Origin of the sequence: Aquabacterium sp. OR-4 (assembly GCF_025290835.2) — a bacterium.
Lineage (GTDB): Bacteria > Pseudomonadota > Gammaproteobacteria > Burkholderiales > Burkholderiaceae_C > Pseudaquabacterium.
Genome location: NZ_JAOCQD020000001.1, coordinates 990,900 through 1,017,106, shown reverse-complemented (window position 1 = coordinate 1,017,106; position 26,207 = coordinate 990,900). Strand labels below are relative to the sequence as shown.

General features: G+C 73.7%; 24 protein-coding genes. 18 read left to right on the top strand and 6 right to left on the bottom strand.

Features of this window, described 5'->3' with window-relative positions:
* Positions 1-18: 18 nt before the first annotated feature.
* From N4G63_RS04245 to sorT, 3 genes are read right to left on the bottom strand one after another with little or no spacing between them, the layout of a single operon-like run.
* Positions 19-585, bottom strand: a complete 567-nt coding sequence (locus N4G63_RS04245) for an MOSC domain-containing protein (protein ID WP_260790320.1) — start codon at positions 583-585, stop codon at positions 19-21.
* Entirely contained in the window at positions 582-950 is a 369-nt protein-coding gene (sorU, locus tag N4G63_RS04240) for a SorU family sulfite dehydrogenase c-type cytochrome subunit (RefSeq protein WP_314599383.1), read from the bottom strand. The genes N4G63_RS04245 and sorU overlap by 4 nt, the downstream gene beginning before the upstream one ends.
* A gap of 41 nt (positions 951-991) precedes the next feature.
* Positions 992-2,197, bottom strand: coding sequence for a SorT family sulfite dehydrogenase catalytic subunit (sorT, locus tag N4G63_RS04235; protein WP_260790641.1), 1,206 nt, complete (start codon positions 2,195-2,197; stop codon positions 992-994).
* 284 nt (positions 2,198-2,481) lie between these two features.
* Here sorT and N4G63_RS04230 point away from each other — a divergent pair, with 284 nt between their 5' ends.
* The 15 genes from N4G63_RS04230 to N4G63_RS04160 all read left to right on the top strand — a co-directional run bounded on the left by N4G63_RS04230 (position 2,482) and on the right by N4G63_RS04160 (position 19,321).
* Positions 2,482-3,165 (top strand): GntR family transcriptional regulator, encoded by a 684-nt coding sequence (locus N4G63_RS04230; protein WP_260790319.1) that lies wholly within the window; start codon positions 2,482-2,484, stop codon positions 3,163-3,165.
* A gap of 25 nt (positions 3,166-3,190) precedes the next feature.
* On the top strand, positions 3,191-4,642 hold the full coding sequence (locus tag N4G63_RS04225) for a malonyl-CoA decarboxylase domain-containing protein (RefSeq protein WP_260790318.1): 1,452 nt from the start codon (positions 3,191-3,193) through the stop codon (positions 4,640-4,642).
* Between the two features lie 113 nt (positions 4,643-4,755).
* Positions 4,756-5,760 (top strand): Bug family tripartite tricarboxylate transporter substrate binding protein, encoded by a 1,005-nt coding sequence (locus N4G63_RS04220; protein WP_260790317.1) that lies wholly within the window; start codon positions 4,756-4,758, stop codon positions 5,758-5,760.
* Between the two features lie 8 nt (positions 5,761-5,768).
* A complete protein-coding gene (locus tag N4G63_RS04215) occupies positions 5,769-7,322 on the top strand; it encodes a malonate--CoA ligase (protein WP_260790316.1) in 1,554 nt (517 codons plus the stop codon).
* The gene (locus N4G63_RS04210) at positions 7,319-7,618 is read left to right on the top strand and encodes a cysteine-rich CWC family protein (RefSeq protein WP_314599382.1); all 300 of its coding nucleotides are present in this window, start codon (positions 7,319-7,321) and stop codon (positions 7,616-7,618) included. The genes N4G63_RS04215 and N4G63_RS04210 overlap by 4 nt, the downstream gene beginning before the upstream one ends.
* A gap of 186 nt (positions 7,619-7,804) precedes the next feature.
* Positions 7,805-8,608 carry a hypothetical protein gene (locus N4G63_RS04205; protein WP_260790315.1) on the top strand — a complete coding sequence of 268 codons (804 nt, stop codon included), beginning with the start codon at positions 7,805-7,807 and terminating at the stop codon, positions 8,606-8,608.
* 93 nt (positions 8,609-8,701) lie between these two features.
* Positions 8,702-10,222 carry an amidase gene (locus N4G63_RS04200; protein WP_260790314.1) on the top strand — a complete coding sequence of 507 codons (1,521 nt, stop codon included), beginning with the start codon at positions 8,702-8,704 and terminating at the stop codon, positions 10,220-10,222.
* Positions 10,223-10,613: 391 nt separating this feature from the next.
* Positions 10,614-11,921, top strand: coding sequence for a glucose-1-phosphate adenylyltransferase (gene glgC / locus N4G63_RS04195; RefSeq protein WP_443112037.1), 1,308 nt, complete (start codon positions 10,614-10,616; stop codon positions 11,919-11,921).
* 42 nt (positions 11,922-11,963) lie between these two features.
* Positions 11,964-13,808, top strand: coding sequence for an NADH-ubiquinone oxidoreductase-F iron-sulfur binding region domain-containing protein (locus N4G63_RS04190; protein WP_260790312.1), 1,845 nt, complete (start codon positions 11,964-11,966; stop codon positions 13,806-13,808).
* Positions 13,805-14,530: a 2Fe-2S iron-sulfur cluster-binding protein gene (locus N4G63_RS04185; protein WP_260790311.1), complete on the top strand. Its 726-nt coding sequence runs from the start codon at positions 13,805-13,807 to the stop codon at positions 14,528-14,530. Before N4G63_RS04190 ends, N4G63_RS04185 begins: the two co-directional genes overlap by 4 nt.
* Positions 14,527-15,090: an NADH-quinone oxidoreductase subunit B family protein gene (locus N4G63_RS04180; RefSeq protein ID WP_314599381.1), complete on the top strand. Its 564-nt coding sequence runs from the start codon at positions 14,527-14,529 to the stop codon at positions 15,088-15,090. The genes N4G63_RS04185 and N4G63_RS04180 overlap by 4 nt, the downstream gene beginning before the upstream one ends.
* 5 nt (positions 15,091-15,095) lie before the next feature.
* A complete protein-coding gene (locus N4G63_RS04175) occupies positions 15,096-16,631 on the top strand; it encodes a Ni/Fe hydrogenase subunit alpha (RefSeq protein ID WP_260790309.1) in 1,536 nt (511 codons plus the stop codon).
* A gap of 7 nt (positions 16,632-16,638) precedes the next feature.
* Entirely contained in the window at positions 16,639-17,160 is a 522-nt protein-coding gene (locus N4G63_RS04170) for a hydrogenase maturation protease (protein ID WP_260790308.1), read from the top strand.
* A gap of 69 nt (positions 17,161-17,229) precedes the next feature.
* Positions 17,230-18,129, top strand: a complete 900-nt coding sequence (locus tag N4G63_RS04165; RefSeq protein WP_260790307.1) for a hypothetical protein — start codon at positions 17,230-17,232, stop codon at positions 18,127-18,129.
* Between the two features lie 100 nt (positions 18,130-18,229).
* Positions 18,230-19,321 carry an RNA methyltransferase gene (locus N4G63_RS04160; protein WP_260790306.1) on the top strand — a complete coding sequence of 364 codons (1,092 nt, stop codon included), beginning with the start codon at positions 18,230-18,232 and terminating at the stop codon, positions 19,319-19,321.
* A 75-nt stretch (positions 19,322-19,396) separates the two neighbouring features.
* Here N4G63_RS04160 and N4G63_RS04155 read toward each other — a convergent pair whose 3' ends face one another.
* Positions 19,397-20,764, bottom strand: coding sequence for a citrate/2-methylcitrate synthase (locus N4G63_RS04155; RefSeq protein ID WP_260790305.1), 1,368 nt, complete (start codon positions 20,762-20,764; stop codon positions 19,397-19,399).
* A gap of 251 nt (positions 20,765-21,015) precedes the next feature.
* On the opposite strand from N4G63_RS04155, the gene N4G63_RS04150 reads away from it, so the two are divergent.
* Positions 21,016-22,509, top strand: a complete 1,494-nt coding sequence (locus N4G63_RS04150) for a CoA transferase (protein WP_314599380.1) — start codon at positions 21,016-21,018, stop codon at positions 22,507-22,509.
* A 9-nt stretch (positions 22,510-22,518) separates the two neighbouring features.
* Here N4G63_RS04150 and N4G63_RS04145 read toward each other — a convergent pair whose 3' ends face one another.
* On the bottom strand, positions 22,519-23,382 hold the full coding sequence (locus N4G63_RS04145) for a phytanoyl-CoA dioxygenase family protein (protein WP_260790304.1): 864 nt from the start codon (positions 23,380-23,382) through the stop codon (positions 22,519-22,521).
* A 60-nt stretch (positions 23,383-23,442) separates the two neighbouring features.
* Between N4G63_RS04145 and N4G63_RS04140 the strand changes: the two genes are divergently transcribed.
* Complete coding sequence (locus N4G63_RS04140; RefSeq protein WP_443112000.1) at positions 23,443-24,753, top strand: amidohydrolase family protein; 1,311 nt, start codon at positions 23,443-23,445, stop codon at positions 24,751-24,753.
* Between the two features lie 114 nt (positions 24,754-24,867).
* A complete protein-coding gene (locus N4G63_RS04135; protein ID WP_260790303.1) occupies positions 24,868-25,479 on the top strand; it encodes a glutathione S-transferase family protein in 612 nt (203 codons plus the stop codon).
* 127 nt (positions 25,480-25,606) lie between these two features.
* Here N4G63_RS04135 and N4G63_RS04130 read toward each other — a convergent pair whose 3' ends face one another.
* The gene (locus tag N4G63_RS04130; RefSeq protein WP_260790302.1) at positions 25,607-26,170 is read right to left on the bottom strand and encodes a PEP-CTERM sorting domain-containing protein; all 564 of its coding nucleotides are present in this window, start codon (positions 26,168-26,170) and stop codon (positions 25,607-25,609) included.
* Positions 26,171-26,207: the final 37 nt, after the last annotated feature.

Sequence of the window (26,207 nt, the reverse complement as noted above, 5' to 3'; positions counted from 1 at the left end):
GCCTGGCCGCCCACGCGCTCACACCGGCTGCAGAGGCAGGGCCTGCGCGGGCCCGGGTGCCCGCACGATCGGGTCGCCCGGGCGCACCGGGCCGCCGCTGAGCACCACGCCCATCACGCCGGCCTTGCGCAGCAGCTGGCCGTCGGGGCGGCGCACCAGCACGGCGGCCAGCAGGCCCGGCTGAAAGGCCTCGATCTGCGCGCACGGGTTGCGCAGGCCGGTGATCTGCACACGCGCCTGGGCCCCCAGGTGCAGCACGGCGCCGGTGGGCAGGCCCAGCAGGTCGATACCGCGGGTGGTGATGTTTTCGCCCAGCGCGCCGGGCGCCACCGCAAAGCCCTGCGCCGCCAGCTCGGCCAGCAGCTCGGCGTGCAGCAGGTGCACCTGGCGCAGGTTGGGCTGGCTGGCATCACGCGCCACCCGCGAGCGGTGCTGCACGGTGTGCCCGGCATGGCCGTCATCGGCCACACCCAGACCGGCCAGCAGCTCGATGACCGGCCGCGCGTCCTTCGAGAAGCTGTGGCCCGCGCGGGCACTCACCGACAGCACCTCGGCCACGGCGAGCGGCCCGGCCGCGCCGGTCATCGCGCCGCGCCGGTGGCCACGGCCACGTAGCGCGCCACGGCCTGCATCTCGGCCTCGCTGAGCTTGTCGGCAAAGGCCGGCATGGCGCCGAAGCCGCTGCGCAGGATCTTCAGCACGCGCGCGGCGTCGGGCTTGAGCTCGTCGAGCGGCGGGCCGATCTGGCCCTCGGCGTCGGCATCGCGCAGCGTGTGGCACAACGCACAGGCCGGCTTGGCGCCCTGCTTGAAGACCTGCCGGCCCAGCGCCAGCTCGGCGTCGCCGGCCTGGGCCTGGGCCTGGGCCTGCCCGGCCGCCGCCGCCAGCAGCGCCAGCATGGCGGCACCGGCCACACGGGCCAAGCCGGCAAGAGGGGCCAGGGGGGCCATGCGGGCTTCGCAGGCCAGGGGGGCCGCCGGCCGGCCCGCCATCAGGCCACCACCACCGTCACCGCGTGGTCGGCCCAGCTGTTGTTGTTGTAGCCGCCGGCGTTTTCGGCGCGGTCGCGCGGCTGCACCTGGCCGGTGGAGTCGGTGGCGCGGCTCATCAGGCGGTGGCTGCCGGCGGACAGGCGTGCCTCGAGCACGAAATTGCGCCAGGCATAGCGGCCGAGGTCGGGCCCGACAAAACGCGCCGGCAGCCAGGTGCTGCCACCATCCACCGACACTTCCACCGCAAACACCGCGTTCACGCCACCAAAGGCCACACCGGCAATCTGCACCGTGCCGGGCTTGAGCGGCGCGCCGTCGCCGGCCGGGCTGTTGATCCAGCTCTTGACCGCCATCTCCTGCACCGAGGGCTGGCTCGGGTCGCCCTTGGCGCCCGGCGGGCTGATGCGGTAGCCGTGCGACATGATGCGGGCATCGCTCTCCTGCGCCGTGAAGGCCAGGCGCTTGACGTACTTGATGCTGTTCACGCCGGTGTAGCCGGGCACCACCAGCCGCAGCGGGCCGCCGTGGGCCAGCGCGATCGGCGCGCCGTTCATCTCCCAGGCCAGCAGCGCGTCGGCCAGCGCCGCCATCGGCACCGAGCGCTCGACGATCACGCTCTTGGGGTCCACCCCCTCGGGCAGCTTCTCGCCACCGGTGCCGGTGATGAAGCGCATGCCCTCGGCCACGCCGCCCAGCGCGGCGGCCACCTGGCGCAGCGGCACGCCGCTCCACATCACGCAGCCGGCCGCGCCCACACCCCAGGGCGTGCCGCTGGGCTTGCTGGGAAAGAACCCGCGGCCATTGCCCGAGCACTGCAGCACCATGGCCACGGTCTCCACGCCCAGGCCCTTCAGCTCGGCCAGGCTCAGGCTGCGCGGCTGCTTGACGCCCTCGATGGCGACCACCCAGGCATCGCGGTCGGCCACGATGGCGGCATCGGGTGCCGGCAGGTTGTTGCGGATGTACAGGCGCTCGGCCGGCGTGATCGGGCTGGTGCCGAAGGCGCTGCGCCGGGTCTCGATGGTGGTGCCGCTGTGCTGGATCAGCGTGGCGGGGTCCTTCCAGGCCACGTAGGCCGGCAGCGGTTTGGCGGCACCCGGGGCGGCCGGGGCGGCCGGGGTGGCCGGCGTGACGGCGGTCTGCGCCCCGGCCGTGCGCGCGGCGCCCAAGCCGGCAGCCGCCAGCGCGGCCGCGCCGCCGGCCATCAGGCGGCGCCGGGCGGGCAGTGCGGGCGTTTCGCCTGCGGCGGCTTGCGCAATCGAATCGGGGGGCAGAACACGACGCATGGGTACTTCCTTGCAGCAGTCCGAACAGGGGGAAGGGATGGCCGGGCGGCCGGTTGGCGCAGCGGCGGCGTGCCCCGGCCCGGGGCCGGCCGCTGGGCACATTCTGCGTTGTGCAAGGCCCGGGCCCGGGCCGGGCGGCATCCCCAGTTCAAGGGCGGGAGAACACCATGGTGATTTTGTAATTACAGCATTACGATAGTGGCATGAGCGATCCGATCCCGCTGCGCGGTGTCTCGATGCACGATGGCGTGGCCGCCCGGCTGCGGGCCATGGTCTTCGAGCGTGAACTGGCGCCCGGCAGCTTCATCGACGAAAACGCGCTGGCCGAGGCCTGGCAGATCAGCCGCACGCCGGTGCGCGAGGCGCTCAAGGTGCTGGCCTCCGAGGGCCTGGTCGACTGGGTGCCGCGGCGCGGCGCCCGCGTCACCGAGCTGGGCGATGGCGACGCCGAGCAGCTGTTTCCGGTGATGGCCATGCTGGAAGGCCGCTGCGCGCTGGAGGCCACCCACCGCGCCACGCCCACCGACCTGGCCCAGCTGCAGCAGCTGCACGACCAGCTCGAGCACCACGCCGCCGCGCAAGACCTCGACGGCTACTACCGCGCCAACCACGACTTCCACACCCGGGTGCAGCAACTGGCCGCCAACCGCTGGCTCGACCGCGCCACCGGCGACCTGCGCCGCTTCATGCGCCTGTGGCGGGGCCGCCAGCTGGCCGCACCGGGCCGGCTGCAGGACTCGATCAACGAACACCGCGTCTTGATCGCGGCCATGCGCAGCGGCGATGCCGAGCGCGCCGGCCGCGCCATGCACGACCACCTGATGGCCCAACTGGCCGCGCTGAAGGCGCTGCAGCACCAGGAGCAGGCCGCCCGCCATGCCGGATGACACCCCCACCCCCCGCCCCGCCGCCGTGAAACGCCGCGCGCCCCGTGCCACGCCGGCCACCGGCAACGCCGCCGCCCCAGCCGGCAAGGCCGCCAGCCCCACCGGCAAAGCCGCCAGCCCCACCGGCAAGCCCGCCACGCCCGCCGGCAAGGCCGCCAGCCCGCGCCTGGCCCGCGCCGAGGCCGACCGTGCGCTGCGGCCGCTGCTGCAAGACTGCCGGCGCCTGCTGTCGGAAGACGGCGAGGCCAACGGCCCGGCCATCGCGCGCGCCATCCTGGCCCGACTGGAGCCGCTGCTCGATGCGCCGCGCCATCCGCTGCTCGACCGCTTTTTCGAGCACCTGGCGCGCGACTTCTCGCCCGATCCCAAGAAGGTGCTGGCCGCCGCGGTGGCCTATGCCAATGCCCCGCAGCTGCCCGACACGCTGCTGCAGCTGGGCCGCCTGGCCGAGCCGCCGCGCCAGGAGCTGCTGCGTCGCATCAACCGCGCGCCCGGCGGCTGCGCGGCCCTGGTGCGGCTGCGCCGGGCCTTGCTGGAGCGCCTGCCGCGCCAGCGCGCGCTGGCGGTGGTGGAGCACGACCTGCTGCACCTGCTGTCGAGCTGGTTCAACCCCGGCTTCCTGCAGCTGCAGCGGGTCGACTGGAACTCGCCCGCGCAACTGCTCGAGCAGATCATCCACCACGAGGCGGTGCACGAGATCGACGGCTGGGACGACCTGCGCCGCCGCCTGCAGCCTGACCGCCGCTGCTTCGCGTTTTTCCACCCGCAGCTGCCGCAGGAGCCGCTGATCTTCGTCGAGGTGGCGCTGGTCGACGCGATGGCCGAGGCGATTGCGCCGCTGATCGACAAGAAGGCCGCGCCGCGCCCGCCCGAGGCGGCCAAGGTGGCGGTGTTCTATTCGATCAGCAACTGCCAGCCGGGCCTGCGCGGCGTGTCGCTGGGCAACTTTCTGATCAAGCGGGTGGCGGCCGAGCTCAAGCGCGAGTTTCCGCAGCTCAGCACCTTCTGCACGCTGTCGCCCATTCCGGGCCTGATGGCCTGGCTGCACAGCGCGCGCGATCCGGCCCAGGTGGCGCGGGCGCTGATCGGCCTGCCGCAGCCGGTGACCGAGCGCGCCGTGCATGCCCTGGCCACGCTGCGCGAGGCCGCCGGCGACGATCTGGCCGGCCTCGGCCAGCTGGCCGCGCTGCAGGCCCTGCCGGCGCCGGCGCAGCAGGCCCTCAAGCGCCTGGCCACGATCTACCTCACCCAGGTCACGGCGCAGCCGCTGGGCGATCCGGTGGCGCGTTTCCACCTCGACAACGGCGCGCGGCTCGAGCGCCTGAACCCGCTGGCCAACCTGGCGCCCAAGGGCCTCAAGCAGTCGGCCGGCCTGATGGTGAACTACCTGTACGACCTGCAGCACATCGAGCGCCGGCACCAGCGCTATGTGCGTGGCGAGGTGGTGCAGGCACGGGCGATCCAGAGCCTGATCTGAGGCAGCAGAGTGCCGGGGCGCTGGTGGCATCATCGCCCGCCAGCCCCCGGGGCACGCGCCGGGGCAAGGCCCGGCCGGCCGGACTTCACAACACGAACGTCGCAGGAGACATGATGCGCAGCAACCCGATTTCCATCCGCCGCCGCGGTGCCCTGGCGCTGGCCACGGCCGCCGCCAGCCTGCTGGCGCTGCCGCTGGCCGCCCAGGCGCAAGCCCAGGCCTGGCCCAGCAAGCCGGTCAACATCGTCGTGCCCTTCCCGGCCGGCGGCGGCACCGACGCCTTTGCACGGCCGCTGTTTGCGGCCATGAGCAAGAGCACCGGCAAGCAGTTCCTGATCGACAACAAGGGCGGCGCCGGCGGCACCGTGGGCGCCGGCGTGGCGGCCAAGGCCGCGCCCGATGGCTACACCTTCTTCATGGGCGCGGTGCACCACGCCATCGCGCCGTCGATGTACCCCCGGCTCGACTACGAGCTCGAGCGCGACTTCGTGCCGGTGGGCCTGCTCAGCAGCGTGCCGCAGGTCATCGTGGTCAATGCCCAGCGCGTGCCGGTGAGCGATCTGAAGGGCCTGCTGGAGTACCTGCGCAAGAACCCCGGCAAGCTCAACTACGGCTCGGCCGGCAACGGCACCAGCCACCACCTGGCCGGCGAGCTGTTCAAGCTGCAGACCAAGACCTTCATCACCCACATTCCGTACCGCGGCGCCGGCCCGGCGCTGCAAGACCTGATCGCCGGCCAGGTGGACCTGATGTTCGACGGCCTGGGCTCCTCGGCCGCGCACATCAAGGCCGGCCGCATCAAGGCCCTGGCGGTGGCCGGCACCCAGCGCGCGCCGGGCTTTGCCGACGTGCCCACCAGCACCGAGGGCGGCGTGGCCACCTACCAGGTGGCCACCTGGTACGGCCTGTGGGCGCCCAAGGGCACGCCGCAGCCCATCATCGACGCGATGAGCGCCGAGCTGAAGAAGACGCTGAACTCCGACGAGGTCAAGGCCGCCTGGGCCAACCTGGGCGCGCTGCCGCCCAACCTGTGGGGCGCCGACTTCGGCCGCTTCGTGGCCGCCGAGACCCGGCGCTGGCACGAGGTCGTCAAGTCGTCCGGAGCCAAACTCGACTGACACGCACGATGAGCGACAACCACAACCTCTTCAGCGCGCTGCGCGCCGCCTTTCCGGCCGATCTCGACCGCCCGGCCATCGAGGTGCTGGACGGCCCCTGCGCCGGCAGCCTCTACAGCTGGCGCGATCTCGATCGCGCCACGGCCATGATGGCCAACCTGATCGACAGCCTGGGCCTGCCGCCGGCCAGCCGCATCGCGGTGCAGACCGAGAAGAGCGTGGAGGCCCTGGTGCTGTACCTGGCCGTGCTGCGCGCCGGCCATGTGTTTCTGCCGCTGAACACCGCCTACCAGGAAGCCGAGATCGGCTACTTCATCGGCAATGCCGAGCCGGCGGTGGTGGTCTGCGCGCCCAAGAACTTCACCTGGGTCAGCCGCATCGCGTTTGCCAGCGGCACGGCGCATGTGTTCACGCTGGGCGACGACCGCAGCGGCAGCCTGCTGGAACGCGCCGCGCACCACGGCGACCAGCACACGCCGGCGGTGAAGCCGGCCGACGCGCTGGCCGCCATCCTCTACACCAGCGGCACCACCGGGCGCAGCAAGGGCGCGATGCTGAGCCACGGCAACCTGCTGTCCAACGCCCAGGTGCTCAAGTCGTATTGGGACTGGCAGCCCGATGACGTGCTGATCCACGCGCTGCCGATCTTCCATGTGCACGGCCTGTTCGTGGCCAGCCACGGCGCGCTGCTCAACGGCAGCACCATGCTGTGGCTGAACCGGTTCGAGCCCAAGACGGTGATTGCGCAGTTTCCGCGCGCCACGGTGTTCATGGGCGTGCCCACGCTGTACGTGCGCATGCTGGGCGAGGCGGCGCTGAGCACGGCGCAGGCCGCGCACATGCGCCTGTTCATCAGCGGCTCGGCGCCGCTGCTGGTGGAAACCTTCGACGACTGGACCACCCGCACCGGCCACGTGATCCTCGAGCGCTACGGCATGAGCGAGACCGTGATGCTGACCAGCAACCCCGGCCGCGCCAGCGACGGCGCACGCCAGCGCGGCACCGTGGGCCCGGCCCTGCCCGGCGTGGCGGTGCGCGTGGTGCGCGACGACGGCAGTGCCTGCAACAGCGGCGAGATCGGCCACATCCAGGTGCGCGGCCCCAATGTGTTTGCCGGCTACTGGCGCATGCCCGAAAAAACCGCCGAGGAGTTCGCCAGCGACGCCCAGGGCCAGCGCTGGTTCAAGACCGGCGACGTGGGCCAGCGTGCGGCCGACGGCTTCATCACCATCGTGGGCCGCAGCAAGGACTTGATCATCAGCGGCGGCTACAACGTCTACCCGGCCGAGATCGAGGGCTTCATCAACGAGATGCCGGGCGTGGCCGAAAGCGCCGTGATCGGCGTGCCCCACCCCGACTTTGGCGAAGCGGTGGTGGCCGTGGTGGTGGCCCGCCCCGGCGCCACGCTCGACGCCGCGGCCATGGTGGCCGGGCTCAAGGCGCAGATCGCCAACTTCAAGGTGCCCAAGCAACTGTTCGTGGTGGCCGACCTGCCGCGCAACGCCATGGGCAAGGTGCAGAAGAACCTGCTGCGCGAGCAGCACCAGGGCCTGTTCGCGTGACGGGCCTGGCCGCCGGCACCGGTGCCACCACGGCCGAGCCGGCGGGCAACACCCCGGCCACAACCCCGGCCACCACCCCTGCCGACACCGCGGCCAAGCCCGCGGCAGACACCCCGCCCCCCGACCGCTGCCCGCGCTGCGGCGGCGGCTTCCACTGCGGCGTGCAGGGCCCGGCACCCTGCCCCTGCAGCACGCTGAGCCTGGCCCCCGCGCTGCAGGCCACGCTGCGCCAGCGCTACCGCGGCTGCCTGTGCCTGGCCTGCCTGCAAGCGCTGGCGGCCGGCGCCGAGCCTTGATCGTCTGAGCGGCTGATCTGCCAGGCCACGCCGCCACGCCGCCGCGGCGCGGCTGAGCGCCCCGGCGGGCAGCCACGCACCGGGCCGATTCACGACCGAAAGCCTGCACTCATCGCGGCTTTGCCCGCAGGCCGCGCGCCCACACTGACGGCCTGTTGCCCACTGTCCGTTCGCGCCCCCGTCCCCATGAATCTGCTGCTCCGCGCCCTGCTGGCCTCGGCCACCCTGCTGTTCACGCCGCAGGTGCCGGCCCAGGCGGCCGGCGCTGACCCGGCGCCGCTGCTGATCCATGCCGACCTGCTGGCCGGCGCGCAGGCCTTCGATGCCGGCGTGGCGGCCATCGGCCGGCCCGTGCACACCCAGACCCTGCACGGTCTGAGCGACGGCGCGCGCCGCTTCGCGCTGCCCGGCCTGGACATCCTGGGCGCCGACGGCCTGCCGCGCCTGGTGGACCCCGACTACGCCGCGCTGCGCGCGCTGGGCCTGCCGGGCGCGCTGAGCGGCGCCGCCATCGGCCTGGTGCCCAGCACCGCGGGGCCGGCCTCGGGCCTGCTGTTCCGGTTCGAGCAGCCGATCAGCGCCTTCGGGCTGGAGATCGGCGACTGGGGCACCTGCTGCTTTGCCTCCAGCCTGTACCTGGCCTTTGACGGCGGGCCGGGCCTGGCCGTGGCCACCGCGCAGTCGGCGGCCGACAACCCCGGCTGGCTGCTGCACGGCCAGTACACCCAGTTCGTCGGTGCCATCGCACCGGCCGGCCGCTTCAGCCAGGTGGCGCTGTACGGCGATGGCCTGGGCGAGTACCTGGTGGCCGGCGGCACGCTGCGCTGGGCCCAGGCGGCCGCCCTGCCCGGCAGCGGTGCGCTGGGCGGTGGCGTGGCCGCACCGGTGCCCGAACTGAAGACCGGCGCACTGCTGCTGGCCGGCCTGATCGCGCTGCCCTGGCTGTCGCGCCGCCGTGTGCGGCCGCTGCCGGTGCGCCGCCTGCGCTGACCCGGCGTGATTGAGCCTGCTGCGCGGGCGCTTTCTTCACACCGGGTGAACACCCGCAGCAAGGCATTGAACCTGCACAGGTAGGCTGCGGGCATGAACGCCAGCCGCCCGCCCAGCCCTGCCCCCAGCCCCGACACCCCGGACGGGATCACCGACCTCGACGCCCACGCCCTCTCGGCCGCCATCCATGCGCGCCAGCTGTCGTGCCGCGAGGTGATGGCCGCCTACCTGGCACGCATCCACCGCCTGAACCCGGCGCTGCGGGCCATCGTCAACCTGGCGCCCGACGAACGCCTGCTGGCCCAGGCCGACCGCCACGACGCCGAGCTGGCCCCCGGCCATGCGCGCACGGGCTCGCGTGGCTGGCTGCACGGCATTCCGCAGGCCATCAAGGACGCGGCCATGGCCGAGGGCTTTGCCACCACCGTGGGCAGCCCGCTGCTGGCCGGCGCCGTGGCCCCGCACGACGGGCTGATGGCCGCGCGCATGAAGGCCGCCGGCGCCATCGTCATCGGCAAGACCAACATGCCCGAGCTGGGCCTGGGCTCGCACACCTTCAACCCGCTGTTCGGCGCCACGCCCAATGCCTGGGATGCCACGGTCAGCGCCGGCGGCTCCAGCGGCGGCGCCGCGGTGGCGCTGGCCCAGCGCCTGTTGCCGGTGGCCGACGGCTCCGACTTCATGGGCTCGCTGCGCAACCCGGCGGCCTGGAACCATGTCTTCGGCCTGCGCCCCAGCCAGGGCCGCGTGCCGCTGTGGCCGGCGCAGGAGCTGTGGATCAGCCAGCTCGGCACCGAAGGCCCGATGGCCCGCAGCGTGCGCGACCTGGCCGCGCTGCTGGCCACCCAGGCCGGGCCCGATCCGCGCACGCCGCTGGCGCTGGCCGACGGTGCCAGCTTCGCGCTCAGCCCGGCGCATGCCGATCCGGCCTCGCTGCGCGGCCTGCGCATCGGCTGGCTGGGCGACCTGGGCGGCCATCTGGCGCTGGAAGACGGCATCCTGCCCGCCTGCCAGGCCGCACTGGCGCGCTTCGAGTCGGCCGGTGCCGAGGTGCAGCCGGTGCGCTTTGCGGTCGATCTCGACGCGCTGTGGCAGGCCTGGCTGGTGTGGCGGCGCGCGCTGGTGGCGCCGCGTGTGGCCGCCCTGCTGGCGCTGCGGCCCGATGCCCGCCAGCACATCAAGCCCGAGGCGCTGTGGGAGCACGACCAGGCCCAGGGCCTGGACGCCATGGCCCTGCTGCGCGCCGGCGAGCTGCGCAGCCGCTTCCACGACGCCTGCCTGGCACTGTGGCGCCAGGTCGACCTGCTGGCCCTGCCGGTGACCCAGGCCTGGCCCTTTGCCCTGGGCGAGCGCTGGCCGGCGCAGATTGCCGGCCGGCCGATGGACACCTACCACCGCTGGATGGAGAGCACGCTGTACGCCACCTTTGCCGGCGCACCGGCGATCAGCCTGCCGGCCGGCTTTCATGCCAACGGCCGCTGGCCCGCCGGCCTGCAGCTGATCGCACCGCCGCGCGCCGATGCCCGCCTGCTGCAGGCGGCGGCGGCCTACGAGACGCTGGCCGCCGGGCTGCTGGCACGGCGGCCGCCGGCACCGGCCGGGCCGCCGGCCTGAGCCGCTGCCGGCGCCCGCAGCCACCCACCCGCAGCCACCGGTTCTGCCGGTTCTGCCGCTTGTGCTGCGCCAGGGGTGCGCCGGGCCGGCGGCGGCCCGATCACCCTGCCGGCCTCGGTAGGGCAAGCTTGATTCACGGGGTGGGGAATGACATGGATCAATTCGCGCCCCTGGCGCGGACTGGCCATGCGCGGCAGCATCGCGGCTCGTCAAGACGCCGTCACGCTGGCCGCTCATCCTGGGCGGCAGGCCGCCACGGCCACCGCCAGGAGACGACATGCCCCAACGGCCCGCCCCACCGGCCCCCACGGCCTCCACGGCGCGCCCGCGCGCGCCGCACCGGGTGGCCCCGGCCGCCGCCGCCCGCGCCGCCGCCGATCTGGCGCACCGCATGCAGCATGTGTATGCCGTGGTGCTGGCCGGCGGCCGCGGCTCGCGGCTCTACCAGCTGACAGACCGCCGCGCCAAGCCCGCGCTGCCCTTTGCCGGCAAGCTCAACATCATCGATTTCGCGCTCAGCAACTGCGTCAACTCGGGCATCCGCCGCGTTGGCGTGCTCACCCAGTACAAGGCGCAAAGCCTGATCCGCCACATCGAGCGTGGCTGGGGCTTTCTGCAGTCGGCGCTGGGCGAGTTCATCGACGTGGTGCCGGCCCAGCAGCAGCTGGACGAGCGCTGGTACAGCGGCACCGCCAACGCCGTGTGGCAGAACCTCGAGATCGTGCGCGAGGCGCGGCCCGAGTACGTGCTGGTGCTGGCCGGCGACCATGTCTACAAGATGGACTACGCGCGCCTGCTGGCCGACCACATCACCGCCGGCGCCGATGCCACGGTGGCCTGCATCGAGGTGCCGCTCGACCAGGCGCGCGGCTTCGGCGTGATGAGCGTGGACGCGGACGACCGCATCACCGCCTTCACCGAAAAGCCGGCCCAGCCGCAGGCCCTGCCGGGCAAGCCCGACCAGGCGCTGGCCAGCATGGGCATCTACGTGTTCGGCACCGAGTTCCTGTGCGCCAAGCTGGCGGCCGATGCGGCCGACCCCGACTCGCGCCACGACTTCGGCCACGACGTGATTCCCCGCCTGGTGGCCGGCGGCCACCATGTGCTGGCGCACCGCTTCACCGAGAGCTGCGTCAACATGGTCGGCAACAAGCCCTACTGGCGCGACGTGGGCACGGTGGATGCCTTCTGGGAGGCCAACATCGACCTCACCCACGTGGTACCCGAGCTCAACCTCTACGACGACGAGTGGCCCATCCTGAGCCTGCAGCGCCAGGTGCCGCCGGCCAAGTTCGTGTTCGACGACGAGGGCCGGCGTGGCATGGCCATGGACTCGCTGATCTCGGGCGGCTGCATCGTCAGCGGCGCCACGGTGCGGCGCTCGATCCTGTTCTCGAAGGTGCGCGTGGCCGAGGCCAGCCTGGTGGAGGATTCGGTGATCCTGCCCAATGTGCAGATCGGCCGCCGCGTGGTGCTCAAGCGCGCCATCGTCGACAAGGGCTGCGTGCTGCCCGACGGCTTTCGCGCCGGGCTGAACCTCGACGAGGACCGCGCGCGCTTCCATGTCAGCCCGCGCGGCGTGGTGCTGATCACCCCCGACATGCTGGCCGCGCCACGCCCCGGCGAGCCGCCCGCCCACGCGCTGCCGGCCACCGACGAGGATTCGGCCGCCATGCCGCTGTCACCGCTGTCGCTGTAGCAGCGGCCACCGCCGGTCCTGCCTGCCCCGCGGCGCCCAGCGATGTCGGCCGCCCCCGCCGGTGAACCTGGCCAGCTGCTGCAGCGGCTGGTGGCCTTGCAGGCGCAGCGGGGCTGGCTGCCGCCCGCCGCACTGGAGGCCCTGGCCGTTGAGATGGCCCTGCCGCTGGCCGAGCTGCGCGGCGTGGCCGGCTTCTACCGCTTTCTGCACCTGGCGCCGGTGGGGCGGCTGCGGCTGCTGTTCTCCGACCATGTGTCAGACCGCCACCAGGGCGCGCCGGCCCTGATGGCCCGGCTGTGCGCGCGCCTGGGCGTGGCGCCCGGCCAGGTGCGTGCCGATGGCGCGCTCAGCATCGACCGCTGCTCGTGCATCGGCCTGGCCGACCAGGGCCCCTCGCTGCTGGTCAACCATGGCCAGGTCATCACCCGGCTGGATGCGGCGCGCATCGACGCGCTGGCCCAGGCCATCGAGGCTGGCCTGCCGCCCGCCGCCTGGCCGGCCGAGTGGCAGCAGGTGGACGAGCCGGTGCGTCGCGCCGATGTGCTGCTGGGCGCCGCCGATGCCCCCGGCGCCGCGCTGGCCGCCGCGCTGGCGCAGCCCGGCAGCGCGCTGATCGAGGCCCTGGCCAGCGCGCGCCTGCTGGGCCGCGGCGGCGCCGGCTACCCGGTGGCCGACAAGTGGCGCGCCTGCGCCGCCCAGCCGGTGACCGAGCGCGTGGTGGTCTGCAATGCCGACGAAGGCGAGCCCGGCACCTTCAAGGACCGCACGCTGCTGCGCCTGCAACCCGATGCGCTGATCGAGGGCATGACCCTGGCCGCCTGGGCCCTGGGCGCGCGCCATGGCCTGATCTACCTGCGTGGTGAGTACCGCTGGCTGCTGCCCGGCCTGCAGCAGGTGCTGGCGCGCCGCCGCGCCGCCGGGCTGCTGGGCGCGGCCATCGCCGGCCGGCCGGGTTTCGATTTCGACATCGCCATCCACCTGGGCGCCGGCGCCTATGTGTGCGGTGAAGAAAGCGCGCTGCTCGAATCGCTGGAGGGCCGGCGCGGCGTGCCACGCATCCGCCCGCCCTACCCGTCCAGCCACGGCTGGCGCGGCCTGCCCACGGTGGTGAACAACGTCGAGACCTTCTGCTGCGTGGCGCAGATCGCGCTGCGCGGTGCCGCGCGCTGGGCCGCCATCGGCACCGCGCGCGCCACCGGCACCAAGATCCACTCGGTGTCGGGCGACTGCGCGCGGCCGGGGCTGTACGAGTACCCGCTGGGCACGCCGGTGGCGCGCATCCTGGCCGATTGCGGCGCTGTCGATGCCCAGGCGGTGCAGGTGGGCGGGCCCTCGGGCCATTGCGTGCCGGCGCGCGACTTCGGCCGCCGCATCGCGCAGGAAGACCTGCCCAGCGCCGGCGCGTTCACGGTGTTCGGCCCGGGGCGCGACCTGTTCGAGGTGGCCCGCCACGCGGCCGACTTTTTTGCCCACGAGAGCTGCGGCTTCTGCACGCCCTGCCGTGTGGGCACCACGCTGATGGCCCGCCGCTTCGACAAGATCGCCGCCGGCAGCGGCTCGCGCCACGATCTGGACGCGCTGCGGTCGCTCACCGAGCTGCTGGGCAGCAGCAGCCACTGCGGCCTGGGCGCCAGCGCCGGGCGCATGCTGCACGACACGCTGCGCCACCACCGGCCGGCCTACGAGCAGCGGCTGCAGTCGCTGCAGTTCGTGCCCGGCTTCGACCTCGACGCCGAGCTGTCGCAGGCCCGCGCGCTGACCGGCCGCCACGATGCCGGCGCGCATCTGGCCACGCGCGAGACCGATGTCACGCGCAAGCACGAGGTCATGCCCGAGCCCGATGCCCCCACCAACCCGCAGCCGCAGCCGCAGCGCATTGCGCCATGACCCCCGCCGCACCGCTGTTCCTGCTCGATGGCCACCCGGTGCCCTTCAAGCCCGGCGAGACGCTGATCGAGGCCGCCACGCGCGCCGGGCGCCACATCCCCCACCTGTGCTGGCACCCGGGCTTTGCGCCGCACGGCTCGTGCCGGCTGTGCATGGTGGCCATTGGCGAGCGCCAGTTGGCGGCCTGCAGCACCGCCGCCGAAGCCGGGCTCGAGGTGCGCCTGCACGGCGAGGCACTGGCCGCCCAGCGCCGCACGCTGCTGCAGCTGCTGTTCGTCGAAGGCAATCACTTCTGCCCCAGCTGCGAGCGCAGCGGCGCGTGCAAGCTGCAGGCCGAGGCCTGCGAGGCCGGCGTCGAGGGCCCGCATTTCGAGCAGCTCTACCCCGACCGCCCGGTGGATGCCAGCCACCCCGATGTGCTGCTCGATCTCAACCGCTGCATCCTGTGCGGGCTGTGCGTGCGCGCCTCGGCCCAGCACGACGGCAAGGCGGTGTTTGCGCTGGGCGGCCGCGGCCTGGGCACGCAGCTGGTGGTGGGCAGCGCCAGCGGCCGCCTGGGCGACACCGACCTGGCCGCCAGCGACCTGGCCGCGCGCATTTGCCCGGTGGGCGCCATCCTGCCCAAGCGCCGCGGCTTTGCCGTGCCCATCGGCCAGCGCCGCTACGACGCCGCGCCGATCTCGGCCCTGCCCGAGACCGACGACGGCATGCCGCCGCCATGAACGCAGCACCGCCCCCCGCACCGCGCAAGCTGCGCCTGGCCACGGTGTCGCTGGCCGGCTGCTTTGGCTGCCACATGTCGTTTCTGGACATCGACGAGCGCCTGTTCGCGCTGATCGAGCGGGTCGAGTTCGACCGCTCGCCGCTGACCGACCTGAAGGCCGTGGGCCGCTGCGACATCGGCCTGGTGGAAGGCGGCCTGTGCAATGCCGAGAACGTGCAGGTGCTGCGCGAGTTTCGCGCGCACTGCAAGACGCTGGTGGCCGTGGGCGCCTGCGCCATCAACGGCGGCCTGCCGGCGCAGCGCAACCACCTGCGCATCGACGAGCTGCTGCGCGCCGTGTACCAGCAGCGCGACGGCCTGGCCGCTGGCGCGCAGGTGCCCGATGACCCCGAGCTGCCGCTGCCGCTGAACCGCGTGCACCCGATCCACGAGGTGGTGCACATCGACTACAGCCTGCCGGGCTGCCCGCCCAGCGCCGATGCGTTCTGGCAGTTCCTCACCGACCTGATGGCCGGCCGCACACCGCAGCTGGGCCATGGCCTGATGCACTACGACTGAAGCCCATGCCCTTCGACCTGGAAACCGCCGCCCACCCCGAGCGCCTGCGCCGCGTGGCCATCGACCCGGTCTCGCGCGTCGAGGGCCATGGCAAGGTGACCCTGCTGCTCGATGAGGCCGGCCGCGTGCAGCAGGCGCGGCTGCACATCGTCGAGTTTCGCGGCTTCGAGCAGTTCATCGTCGGCCGGCCGTATTGGGAGGTGCCGGTGATGGTGCAGCGCCTGTGCGGCATCTGCCCGGTGAGCCACCACCTGGCGGCCAGCAAGGCGCTCGATGCGGTGGTGGGCGTCACCGGCCGCGGCGGCGCGCACCCGCTGCCGGCCTCGGCCACCGCCATGCGCCGGCTGATGCACTACGGCCAGGTGATGCAAAGCCATGCGCTGCACTTTTTTCACCTGGCCTCGCCCGACCTGCTGTTTGGCTTTGACAGCGAGCCGCAGCGCCGCCACATCGTGGGCGTGGCCGAGGCCCACCCCGAGATCGCGCGCCAGGGCGTGCTGCTGCGCCAGTATGGCCAGGAGGTGATCCGCGCCACCGCCGGCAAGCGCATCCACGGCACCGGCTCGGTGCCCGGCGGCGTGAACCGCCTGCTCAGCGATGACGACCATGCGCTGCTCAAGGGCCAGGCCGCCGAGCGCATTGCCTGGGCCGAGGGTGCGGTGGCGCTGGCCGCGCGCCTGCACGAGAGCGAGCCCGCGCTGTACCGCCACTTCGGCGAGGTGCCGGCGATGATGCTGTCGCTGGTGCGCCCGGGCGACGGCGCGATGGAGCTCTACGACGGCGTGCTGCGCGTGCGCCATGCCGACGGCAGCCTGCTGCTCGATGGCCACAGCGACCAGCGCTACCTCGACCTGATCGAGGAAGAGGTGCGGCCCTGGAGCTACATGAAGTTCCCGTACCTGCGCGCCCTCGGCCCCGAGCGGGGCTGGTACCGCGTGGGGCCGCTGGCGCGGGTGCAGAACTGCAGCCACATCCCCACACCGCGGGCCGAGGCCGCGCGCCAGGCCTTCGTGGCCGCGGCCGGCGGCGCCGTGGCGCATGGCGCGCTCAGCACCCACTGGGCGCGCATGATCGAGCTGCTGTACGCCATGGAGGTGATTGCCGAGCTGCTGGACGAGCCCGCGCTGCGCGCCGGCGAGCTGACGGCCAGCGCGCCGCGCCAGGGCGGGCCCGGGGGCGACAGCGAAGGCGAACGCGAGGGCATCGCCAGCATCGAGGCGCCGTGCGGCACGCTGATTCACCACTACCGGGTGGGCCGTGACGAGCTCGTCACCCACTGCAACCTGATCGTCAGCACCACGCACAACAACCAGGCCATGAACGAGGCCGTGCGCGCGGTGGCCCGCCACTACTTCGACGGCCGCGCGCTCACCGAGGGCCTGCTCAACCGCATCGAGGTGGCGATCCGCGCCTACGACCCCTGCCTGTCGTGCGCCACCCATGCGCTGGGCCGCATGCCGCTGGATGTGCAGCTGAGCGCCGCCGACGGCCGGCCGCTCGACCGCCTGCTGCGCGACGGCGATGGCCGGTGCACGCGGTGAGCCGGCCATGAACCCAGGCCACCCGCCCCACCCGCCCCACCCGGGCAGCGGCACACGCGCGGCCACGCTGGTGGTCGGCTGGGGCAACCGCGCCCGTGGCGACGATGCGCTGGGCCCGCTGTGCCTGGATGCCCTGGCCGCGGCGCTGCCGGTGGCGCTGCCGGCCCTGGTGGCGCAAGTCGAGCTGCTCGAGCTGCACCAGCTGCAGCCCGAGCAGGTGCTCGACCTGGCCGGCCGCGCGCGCGTGCTGTTCATCGACTGCCAGATCGCGCTGGACGCGCCCTGGTCCGTGCGCGCGCTGCTGCCGCAGGCCGATGCCAGCGCCTTCAGCCACGCGCTGTCGCCGGCCGCGCTGCTGCACATCCACCGCCAGGTGCTGGGCCTGACGCCGCCAGCGGCCACGCTGCTGGCCCTGCGCGGCACGCGGTTCGGCCTGGGTGAGCCGCCCGCAGCGGCGGCGCTGGCGGCGCTGGATGCCGCGGTGGCCTGGGTGCTGGACTGGCTGCAGGACGCGCCCTTGGCCGCCTAGGCCCACCAGCGGCGGCGCGGTATGCTGATCGCCCCCCGCCACGCCCCCCACTGCAAGGAGCCCCCTGCCATGGCCACTGTCCGCCCCTCGGCCCTCCAGGGCACGACCGCCCTCGAGCTCAACGGCCAGTTCGCCGGCTGGCTGCGCAGCCTGCAGCCGCCGGGCTACCAGCTCAGCCCGGTGGTGGTGCCGGCCGGCCCCGGTGCCGCGGCGCGCCTGGCGGCCCAGGTGGCGATCACCGAGATGGCGGCCGAGTTCACGCTGGGCGGCCAGGGCGCCCTGCTGGACTGGGCGCTGTCGCTGCCCGAGGCACGGCCCGAGCCGGTGGCCGGCGCGGCCCTGGTGCTGGATGCGCGCGGCCGCGTGGCCCGCCGCATCGCCTGGAGCGAGGGCCTGATCACCGCACTGCAGCTGCCCACGCTGGACGCCGCCAGCAAGCTGCCCTTCAGCATCGGCCTGCGCTGGCAGCCGGGCACCGTGGCCTACCCCAAGGCCGAGGGCAGCAGCCCGCCCGGCGCGGTGGCCGGCTCCCGCAAGGGCCCGATGCTCGCCAACTTCCGCGTGGGCGGCCTGCCCTTCGACAGCCGCCATGTGCTGCGCGTGGCCCTGCCCACCGTGACCGCCACGCTGGCCGAAGAGGCCTACGGCGTTGCCCGGCTGCCGGCACGCCATCGCTACAGCATTGATCTGGGCGAGGTGCAGCTCGACTTCCTGGCCAGCGCGCGCGACGAGCTGCTGGCCTGGGTGGGCAAGGTCATCGCCGATGGCCTGATCGCCGACAGCGACTACCTCACGCTGGCCGTCGAGCTGCTCGACCCGGCGATGAAGAAGGTGCTGGGCACGATCACGCTGCACGGCTGCAGCCTGCTGGACTACGCCGAAGCGCCGCTGGGCCAGGCCAGCGACGCGCTGCCCACCGTCTCGCTGCGCTTCGGCGTGGGGCAGTTCGCGATGGCGATGGCCAGCTGACAAGCTGTGATTGAACCCGCTGCGCGGGCACATGGCGGCCCGGCGGCGCCGTGCCGCCGGGCCCATCGCCGACAATGGGGGCCGACCACCGCCTGCCGCCATGCGCATCGCCGACCTCCTCGACCAACTGCGCACGCTGGGCGCCGGCCCGGCCCACCAGCAGCGCGTCTTGCGCCACTGGGCCCAGGCGGCCAGCCTTGATCGCGGCGCCCACGCTCCCGAGCACTTCTACCCCAAGGCCTTGCTCGAGGCCCTGCCCGGCCTGCGCGCGGCGCTGGCCGGCCTGGCCCGGCTGCACACCAGCCACCCGGGCGACGATGGCTCGGCCCGCCTGCTGGTGGCCCTGCACGATGGCCAGATGGTGGAGAGCGTGCTGCTGCCGGTGGGCGCCAAGGGCGGTGGCGTGTGCGTGTCCACCCAGGTGGGCTGCGCGGTGGGCTGCCGCTTCTGCATGACCGGCCAGGGCGGCCTGGTGCGCCAGCTGGGCAGCGCCGAGATCGTGGCCCAGGTGGTGTTGGCGCGGCAGCAGCGGCCCGCGCTGCGGCACGGCGTGCGCCGGGTGGTGTTCATGGGCATGGGCGAGCCGGCGCACAACCTCGACGAGGTGCTGGACGCCATCGAGCTGCTGGGCACGGCCGGCAACATCGGCCACAAGGAGCTGGTGTTCTCCACCGTGGGCGATGCGCGGGTGTTCGAGCGCCTGCTGGGCCCGCAGGCGGGCCGGGTGAAGCCGGCGCTGGCGCTGTCGCTGCACACCACCAAGCCGGCCCTGCGCGCCGAGCTGCTGCCGCGCGCGCCGGCCCTCACGCCGGCCGAGCTGGTGGCCCTGGGCGAAACCTATGCCCAGGCCACCGGCTACCCGATCCAGTTTCAATGGACGCTGCTGGAAGGCGTGAACGACGGCGACGACGAGCTCGAAGGCATTGCCAGGCTGCTGGCCGGCAAGCGCGCGATGATGAACCTGATTCCGTTCAACAGCGTGGAAGGCACGGGCTACCGCCGCCCCAGCTGGGAGCGCGCCGCCGAGATGGCCCGCTGGCTCAACCGCCGCGGCGTGCTCACCCGCCTGCGCCGCTCGGCCGGGCAGGACGTGGACGCCGGCTGCGGCCAGCTGCGCGCCCGTGCCGAGCGGCCGGCGCGGGGCCAGGCGGGCAGCGCCCGGCGCGTGATCGGCATCGCGCCCGCCGCCTGACCCGCGGTGAAGGGCCCGGCTGCGCAGGCCCATGCCGCGCGGGGGGGGCACGTTCACCGCACGCTCAACGCACGCTCAGCGCCGGCGCACCACGCGCCCTGCCGGCGCCCCTGCGGCCGGGCCGGCCAGGCCGGCCGGTGGCTCGCCCACATAGGCCGCGCGTGGCCGGATCAGGCTGCCCTGCGCGCGCTGCTCCAGCGCATGCGCGATCCAGCCCACCGTGCGGCCGATGGCAAACAGTGCAAAGGCGGCGCCCTCGGGCAGGCCCAGCGCATGGCGCAGCGCCACCAGTGCGAAGTCGATGGTGGGTGCCCAGCCGGTCTGTGCCTGCACCTCGCGCAGCAGGCGCGCCACCCGGGCATCGGGCGGCAGGCGCGCCAGCAGATGCCGCGCCCGCGGATCGCCCTGCGGGTACAGCGGATGGCCGAAGCCCACGGTGAACGCGCCGCCGCGGCCCGGGCCGGCCTCGGGCGGTGCCGCCAGCGTGGCCACCAGGCGGCGCAGGCGGCGGGCGTCGCCGGCGGCGGCCATCCACCCGGGCCAGCGCGCTTCCAGCCGCGTCGTCACGCCGCCATGGCGCGGGCCCGACAAGGCGCCCAGCCCGGCCAGCACGCAGGCCCCCAGATCGGCCCCGGTGGCCGCCACGCAGCGTGCGGTGAAGCTCGAGGCATTGAGCTCATGGTCGGCACACAGCAGCAGGGCGCGCCGCAGCAGATCGGCCTGGCCCGCGTCCAGCCGCCACGCGGCCTGCAGGCGGCGGTGCAGCGGCGCGGCGCGCAGGCGCGCGGGCACCGCCTGCTGGGTGCAGGCCGCGCGCACCGTGGCCAGCAGGGCCAGGGCTTCGATGGCCAGCGGCTCGGGCGGGGTGGCCGCGGCCAGCGGCGCGGCACCGGCCCATGCCGCACGGGCCGCCGGCGGCGCTGAGGCCTGCGCCAGCGCCTGCCCCGCGCGCAGCGCCTGCAGCGTGGCCAGGCAGCGCGCGGGGCCGGGCGTGGCCACGCGGCGCCAGGGTGCCAGCAGCGCGGCGGCAGGCTCGGCCGCCAGCACGGCAGGGGCCATCGCGGCCCGGGCCAGCACCGCCGCATCCAGCTGCCACAGCCGCGCGGCCACGTCTTCCAGCGTGGCCTGTTCGGCCAGGGCCTCGGCGTCCATGCCGCGGTAGTGCAGCCGGCCCGATTCGATCAGGGTGAGCGCCGAGGGCAGCACCGGCAGGCCCCAGTCCAGCGTGGCCTGCGCGGCCTGGCGCGGGTTGCGGGCAGCGCGGCGCTGGTTGGCCAGGCGCAGCACCGCATCGGCCGGGTAGCGGCTGCGGCGCGCGCCCGCGCCGGGCAGCGCCTCGCGCTGCAGCAGGCCGCGGCTGACATAGGCATACAGCGTGGCGCGGCTCACGCCCAGGTGGCGCGCCGCCTCGTCGGCGCTCATCCAGCGGTCGGCAGGGCTCATGGGGGCATTCTCGGGCCGCGCCTGGCGGGGCGAGTGCCTGGCCTGGCCTGGCCAGGCGTGGCGCGGCGATGGTCGCCCACCTGGCCTGATCGCCAGAGGCCGCGCCGGCGGCCCAGGCCGCCAGGGCCCCGGCCCCCGGATCGCCAGCTGGATCGGCAGCTTGATCGGCCCGATCAAGATTGACGCTGGCGCTGCGCGCGACATCCAATGCGCGCACGCCCCAGGGCACAGCCAGGCACGCCGCCACCACCATGACCAGCACGCCCGCCGACCCGCCCGCCGACACGCCCGCCAACACCCCCGTCTCTGCCGCCGCGGCCCTGGCCGGGCTGTGGCAACTGGGCGGTCTGCCGCCCGAGGCGCTGGCCCAGGTGGCGCTGCCGGGCCAGGGCGCGGCGGTGCTGCCATCGTCGTTTGCGGTGACCACGGCCGCGCAGTCGAGCCTGGCCGCCGCGGCCCTGGCGGCGGCCGAGCTGTGGCACCTGCGCCAGGCTGCGGGTGGCCCGCGCCAGCAGGTGACGGTGGACGCCACCCATGCCACGCTGGACAGCACGGCCTGGTTCACGCTGGATGGCGTGGTGCCCTCGATCTGGGACAAGCTCTCGGGCCTGTACCGCTGCGGCGAGGCCGTGGGCACGCCCGGCTGGGTGCGCATCCACGCCAACTTTGCCCACCACCGCGATGGCGCACTGCGCCTGCTGGGCCTGCCCCCGGGCCCCGACACCGAGCGCGCGCAGGTCAGCCAGGCGCTGCGCCACTGGCGCGCCGAGCATTTCGAGAGCGCCGCGGCCGAGGCCGGCCTGGTGGTGGCCGCCGCACGCCGCTTCAGCGACTGGGATGCCCACCCGCAAGGCCAGGCGCTGGCCGGCACACCCGTGCTGCGCATCGCGCCGATCGAGGGTGCGCCGCCCGCCGCCGCCATCGCCTGGCCCGCCCTGCACCCTGCTGGGCGCCCGCTGGCCGGCCTGCGCGTGCTCGAGCTCACCCGCATCCTGGCCGGGCCGGTGGCCGGTCGCACGCTGGCCGCGCATGGCGCCGATGTGCTGCTGGTCAACTCGCCCCGGCTGCCCAACATCGAGGCCCTTGCCGACACCAGCCGCGGCAAGCGCTCGGCCCATGTCGACCTGGCCACCGCCGACGGCGGCGCCAGGCTGACCGCGCTGCTGGGTGAGGCGCATGTGTTCCTGCAGGGTTACCGGCCCGGCGGGCTGGCGGCGCGGGGCTTTGCGCCGCGCGATCTGGCGCGGCTGCGCCCGGGCATCGTGTGCGTGTCGCTGTCGGCCTACGGCAGCAACGACGGCCGCAGCGACAGCCCCTGGGCGCGGCGCCGCGGCTTTGATTCACTGGTGCAGACGGCCACCGGCTTCAACTGGGCCGAGGCCGAGGCCGCAGGTTCGGACCAACCCAAGGCCATGCCCCTGCAGATCCTGGACTACGCCGCCGGCTACCTGCTGGCCTTTGGCGCCCAGGCCGCGCTGTGGCGCCAGGCACGCGAAGGCGGCAGCTGGCAGGTGGACGTGAGCCTGGCCGGCGTGGCCCGCTGGCTGCGCGGCCTGGGCCGGGTGCCGGGCGGGCTGCAGGCTGTGGCGCCCGAGGTGACGCCCTATCTCGATGCGCCGCAGGCCAGCGGCTTTGGCCGGCTGCAGGGCCTGCGCCACGGCGCGATGCTGTCGCTCACGCCGCCGGCCTACACCCTGCCCTCGATGCCGCCGGGCTCGCACCCGGCGCAGTGGCTGCAGGACTGACGCCCGACCTCAGTCAAAGCCGCGCAGGGGCAGACGCCCGCGCTGCAGCCAGTTGTGCGCCGCATAGTGCGCGCGCCCGTCGGTGGCATGCAGCGTGTACGCGTGGCGCGACTGCGCCGAGCGGTTGGGTGCGCTCCAGTGCGGCAGCAGGCCGTGGAAGGCCACCAGCGCCCCGGCCGCCACCTCCACCGGCACGGCATCGGTGCCTGGCGCGCGGGCGTCGGGCCAGGGCGTGGTGTCCAGCGCCAGCATGCGCGTGCCGCCGCCCTGGGCCTCGGGCACGCGCTCGAAGCGCTCGCGCAGCGGGCTGCGGTGGCCGCCGGGCTGCACCCACAGGCAGCCGTTGTCGCGCGTGGCGTCTTCCAGGGCGAACCAGAAGCCGGTCACGCTGGTGGGCGTGGTGTCGAGAAAGCTCGCGTCCTGGTGCCACTTGACCTCGCCGCCGATGGCCGGCTGCTTGAAGATGTACATCGACTGCCACAGCTGCACTTGCTGCAGGCCCAGATCGGTGGCCAGCTCGGCCAGCGCGGGGCCGTGCGAGAAGGCCTCGAACACCGGGTCGAGGTCGTGCATGGCATGGCCGATCTTGTTGATCGACAGGCGCTGGTGCTGCCGCAGCCGGCCTTGCGCATCGAAGGCCTCTTCCTCGAAGAAGCACTCGATGCCTTCGGCCGAGGCCATGAACACCTCGTCGCTGCTGCGCCGCGCCTGGTCTTGTGTGCTGAACACGCTGTGGTGACGCCCGGCATCGAAGGCGTCAACGATGGCCAGCGCGCGTGCGCGCAGCGCCGCCACCTCATCGGCACGCTTGAAGCCGGGCAGCACGATGAAACCCTGGGTCTGGTACTGGTCTTGCTGGGCAGGGGTGAGCATCGCTTGATGATGCCATCGCATACCCTTGCCAGCCATGCCCGCACCGCAGGAGCCCCATCCATGCCGACCATGCCGACCCTGCCGCCGCTGCTGATCCGCCAGGCCACCTTGCCCGATGGCCGCAGCGGCGTCGACCTGCTGGCCATCGACGGCCGCATCGCCGAGATCCGCGAGTCGACCGACCCGGTGCTGACGCCCCCGGCCGGCACCACGCTGCTCGACGCGCAAGGCTGGCTGCTGAGCCCGCCCTTCGTCGACGCGCATTTCCACATGGACGCCACGCTCAGCCACGGCCTGCCGCGCATCAACCGCAGCGGCACGCTGCTGGAGGGCATTGCGCTGTGGGGCGAGCTCAAGCCGCTGCTCACGGCCGAGGCGCTGATCGAACGCGCCATGGCCTATTGCGACTGGGCCGTGGCCCGCGGCCTGCTGGCCATCCGCAGCCATGTCGACGTCTGCGACGACCGCCTGCTGGCCGTGCAGGCGCTGCTGGAGGTCAAGCGCCGCGTCGCGCCCTACCTCGACCTGCAGCTGGTGGCCTTTCCGCAGGACGGCGTGCTGCGCAGCGCCACGGCCCTGGCCAACCTGAAGCGCGCGCTCGACCTGGGCGTCGAGGTGGTCGGCGGCATCCCGCACTTCGAGCGCACGGCCGAACAAGGCGCCGAGAGCGTGAAGCTGCTGTGCGAGCTGGCCGCCGCGCGCGGCCTGCGCGTCGACATGCACTGCGACGAGAGCGACGACCCCCTGAGCCGCCACATCGAGACCCTGGCCTGGCACACCCAGCGCCTGGGCCTGCAGGGCCGCGTCACCGGTTCGCACCTCACCTCGATGCACTCGATGGACAACTACTACGTCAGCAAGCTGCTGCCGCTGATCGCCGAGGCCGGCGTGCAGGCCGTGGCCAACCCGCTGATCAACATCACGCTGCAGGGCCGGCACGACAGCTACCCCAAGCGCCGCGGCATGACCCGCGTGCCCGAGCTGATGGCCGCCGGCGTGAACGTGGCCTTCGGCCACGACTGCGTGATGGACCCCTGGTACAGCCTGGGCTCGGGCGACATGCTCGAGGTGGCGGCCATGGGCCTGCATGTGGCGCAGATGACCAGCCAGGACGCGATGCGCGCCTGCTTCGACGCCGTGACCGTGAATCCGGCCCGCATCCTGGGCCTGCCCGGCTACGGCCTGGCGGTGGGCTGCGAGGCCAGCTTCGTGCTGCTGCAGGCGCGCTCGCCGGTCGAGGCCATCCGCCTGCGCGCCACGCGGCTGGCCGTGGTGCGGCGCGGCCGGGTGCTGGCGCGCACGCCGGCCGCCACCGCCACGCTCGACCTGCCGGGCCGGCCGGACCGGCTCGACTGGACGCTGCCGCACTGAGTCAGCCACTGCGCGCACCCCGCCCGAACCGATGGCCCGCCCCCGTGGCCGGCAGGGGCCCTTGGCTAGAATGAATCGAACAGGGAAGCCCCAGGCCCAGAACCAGAACAGCACATGAAACTCATCGGATCACTCACCAGCCCCTACGTCCGCAAGGTCCGCATCGTGATGGCCGAGAAGAAGCTCGACTACCAGCTGGTGCTGGAAGACGTGTGGGGGCAGGAGGCGATCCTGGCGTCCAACCCGCTCGGCAAGGTGCCCTGCCTGATCATGGAAGGCGGCGAGGCGGTGTTCGACTCGCGCGTGATCGTCGAGTACGTCGACACCCTCAGCCCGGTGGGCAAGCTGATCCCGCCCTCGGGCCGCGAGCGCGTGGAAGTGCGCACCTGGGAGGCACTGGCCGACGGCGTGTGCGATGCCGCCATCCTGGCCCGGCTGGAAGCCACCTGGGCCCCGCGCGAAGGCCTGCGCAGCGAGGCCTGGATCGAGCGCCAGATGAGCCGCGTGCACAGCGCCCTGAAGGCCATGAGCCTGGGCCTGGGCGACAAGCCCTGGTGCAGTGGCAACCACCTCACTCTGGCCGATGTGTCGGTGGGCGTGGCGCTGGCCTACCTCGACTTCCGCTTCGCCCACATCGACTGGCGCACCGACTACCCCAACCTGGCCCGGCTGGCGCTCAAGCTGGCGGCCCGCCCGAGCTTCATCGACACCGCACCGCCGCCCTGAGAGGCCGAGCCAGCGCGGCGCGGCATGTGCCGCGGCCGCCCGCCAATGAAAAAAGGCCGGTCACTGACCGGCCTTTTTTTGCCTGCGGACCGCGGCGGCCGGATGGGGCCCGCCGCCGCCGCGGCGATCACACCGCGCGGCGACGCCCGGCCAGAAAGCCCACACCCACCAGGCCGGCCAGCAGCAGCGCGGCCGAGGTGGGCTCGGGCACTGCGGCGCTGACGCCGGTGAACTGCACCTCGCCCACGCTGTAGGCGTTGTCGCCAAACAGCGCCACGACACGCGCGTACTTGTAGCCGGGGCCGGTGGTGACCACGCTGGGCGTGAAGGTTTCCTGGCCTCCGGTGACCGCGCCCTCGAAGGCCAGAATGGTGACGTACTGCGACCAGCTCAGACCGTCCTTGGAGATCTGCACCTGGTAGAAGTCGTTGTTGTCGACGGTGAGCGTCACGCCGCTCAGGCTGTAGGCCTGATCGAAGCTGAAGGTCACGGCCTCGGTCGTGCCAAACCACCAGGCGCTCTGGGTCTGCCAGTAGGTGCTGTCGGCCGGAAACAGGCCATCGCCCGCCAGTGCGGCGTTGACGACACCGGCGCTGCCCTGCACCTGGGTGTAGGCCACAGTGCCAGCGGCCTGCGCGCCGGTGGCCATCATCGCGGCAGCGGTCAGGGCCGCGCTCATCCACTTGTTCATGTTCTGACTCCCGGGGCCGTCGCGCCGAAACCATCGC

Coding starts and splice junctions, on each gene's coding strand:
- N4G63_RS04140 (WP_443112000.1), top strand. CDS start 23,443: ATGCCGACCATGCCGACCCTGCCGCCGCTGCTGATCCGCCAGGCCACC.
- N4G63_RS04180 (WP_314599381.1), top strand. CDS start 14,527: ATGAACGCAGCACCGCCCCCCGCACCGCGCAAGCTGCGCCTGGCCACG.
- glgC (WP_443112037.1), top strand. CDS start 10,614: ATGCAGCATGTGTATGCCGTGGTGCTGGCCGGCGGCCGCGGCTCGCGG.
- N4G63_RS04135 (WP_260790303.1), top strand. CDS start 24,868: ATGAAACTCATCGGATCACTCACCAGCCCCTACGTCCGCAAGGTCCGC.
- N4G63_RS04185 (WP_260790311.1), top strand. CDS start 13,805: ATGACCCCCGCCGCACCGCTGTTCCTGCTCGATGGCCACCCGGTGCCC.
- N4G63_RS04220 (WP_260790317.1), top strand. CDS start 4,756: ATGCGCAGCAACCCGATTTCCATCCGCCGCCGCGGTGCCCTGGCGCTG.
- N4G63_RS04205 (WP_260790315.1), top strand. CDS start 7,805: ATGAATCTGCTGCTCCGCGCCCTGCTGGCCTCGGCCACCCTGCTGTTC.
- N4G63_RS04175 (WP_260790309.1), top strand. CDS start 15,096: ATGCCCTTCGACCTGGAAACCGCCGCCCACCCCGAGCGCCTGCGCCGC.
- N4G63_RS04245 (WP_260790320.1), bottom strand. CDS start 585: ATGACCGGCGCGGCCGGGCCGCTCGCCGTGGCCGAGGTGCTGTCGGTG.
- N4G63_RS04155 (WP_260790305.1), bottom strand. CDS start 20,764: ATGAGCCCTGCCGACCGCTGGATGAGCGCCGACGAGGCGGCGCGCCAC.
- N4G63_RS04200 (WP_260790314.1), top strand. CDS start 8,702: ATGAACGCCAGCCGCCCGCCCAGCCCTGCCCCCAGCCCCGACACCCCG.
- N4G63_RS04215 (WP_260790316.1), top strand. CDS start 5,769: ATGAGCGACAACCACAACCTCTTCAGCGCGCTGCGCGCCGCCTTTCCG.
- N4G63_RS04165 (WP_260790307.1), top strand. CDS start 17,230: ATGGCCACTGTCCGCCCCTCGGCCCTCCAGGGCACGACCGCCCTCGAG.
- N4G63_RS04160 (WP_260790306.1), top strand. CDS start 18,230: ATGCGCATCGCCGACCTCCTCGACCAACTGCGCACGCTGGGCGCCGGC.
- N4G63_RS04145 (WP_260790304.1), bottom strand. CDS start 23,382: ATGCTCACCCCTGCCCAGCAAGACCAGTACCAGACCCAGGGTTTCATC.
- N4G63_RS04230 (WP_260790319.1), top strand. CDS start 2,482: ATGAGCGATCCGATCCCGCTGCGCGGTGTCTCGATGCACGATGGCGTG.
- sorU (WP_314599383.1), bottom strand. CDS start 950: ATGGCCCCCCTGGCCCCTCTTGCCGGCTTGGCCCGTGTGGCCGGTGCC.
- N4G63_RS04190 (WP_260790312.1), top strand. CDS start 11,964: ATGTCGGCCGCCCCCGCCGGTGAACCTGGCCAGCTGCTGCAGCGGCTG.
- N4G63_RS04130 (WP_260790302.1), bottom strand. CDS start 26,170: ATGAACAAGTGGATGAGCGCGGCCCTGACCGCTGCCGCGATGATGGCC.
- sorT (WP_260790641.1), bottom strand. CDS start 2,197: ATGGCCGGCGGCGCGGCCGCGCTGGCGGCTGCCGGCTTGGGCGCCGCG.
- N4G63_RS04170 (WP_260790308.1), top strand. CDS start 16,639: ATGAACCCAGGCCACCCGCCCCACCCGCCCCACCCGGGCAGCGGCACA.
- N4G63_RS04150 (WP_314599380.1), top strand. CDS start 21,016: ATGACCAGCACGCCCGCCGACCCGCCCGCCGACACGCCCGCCAACACC.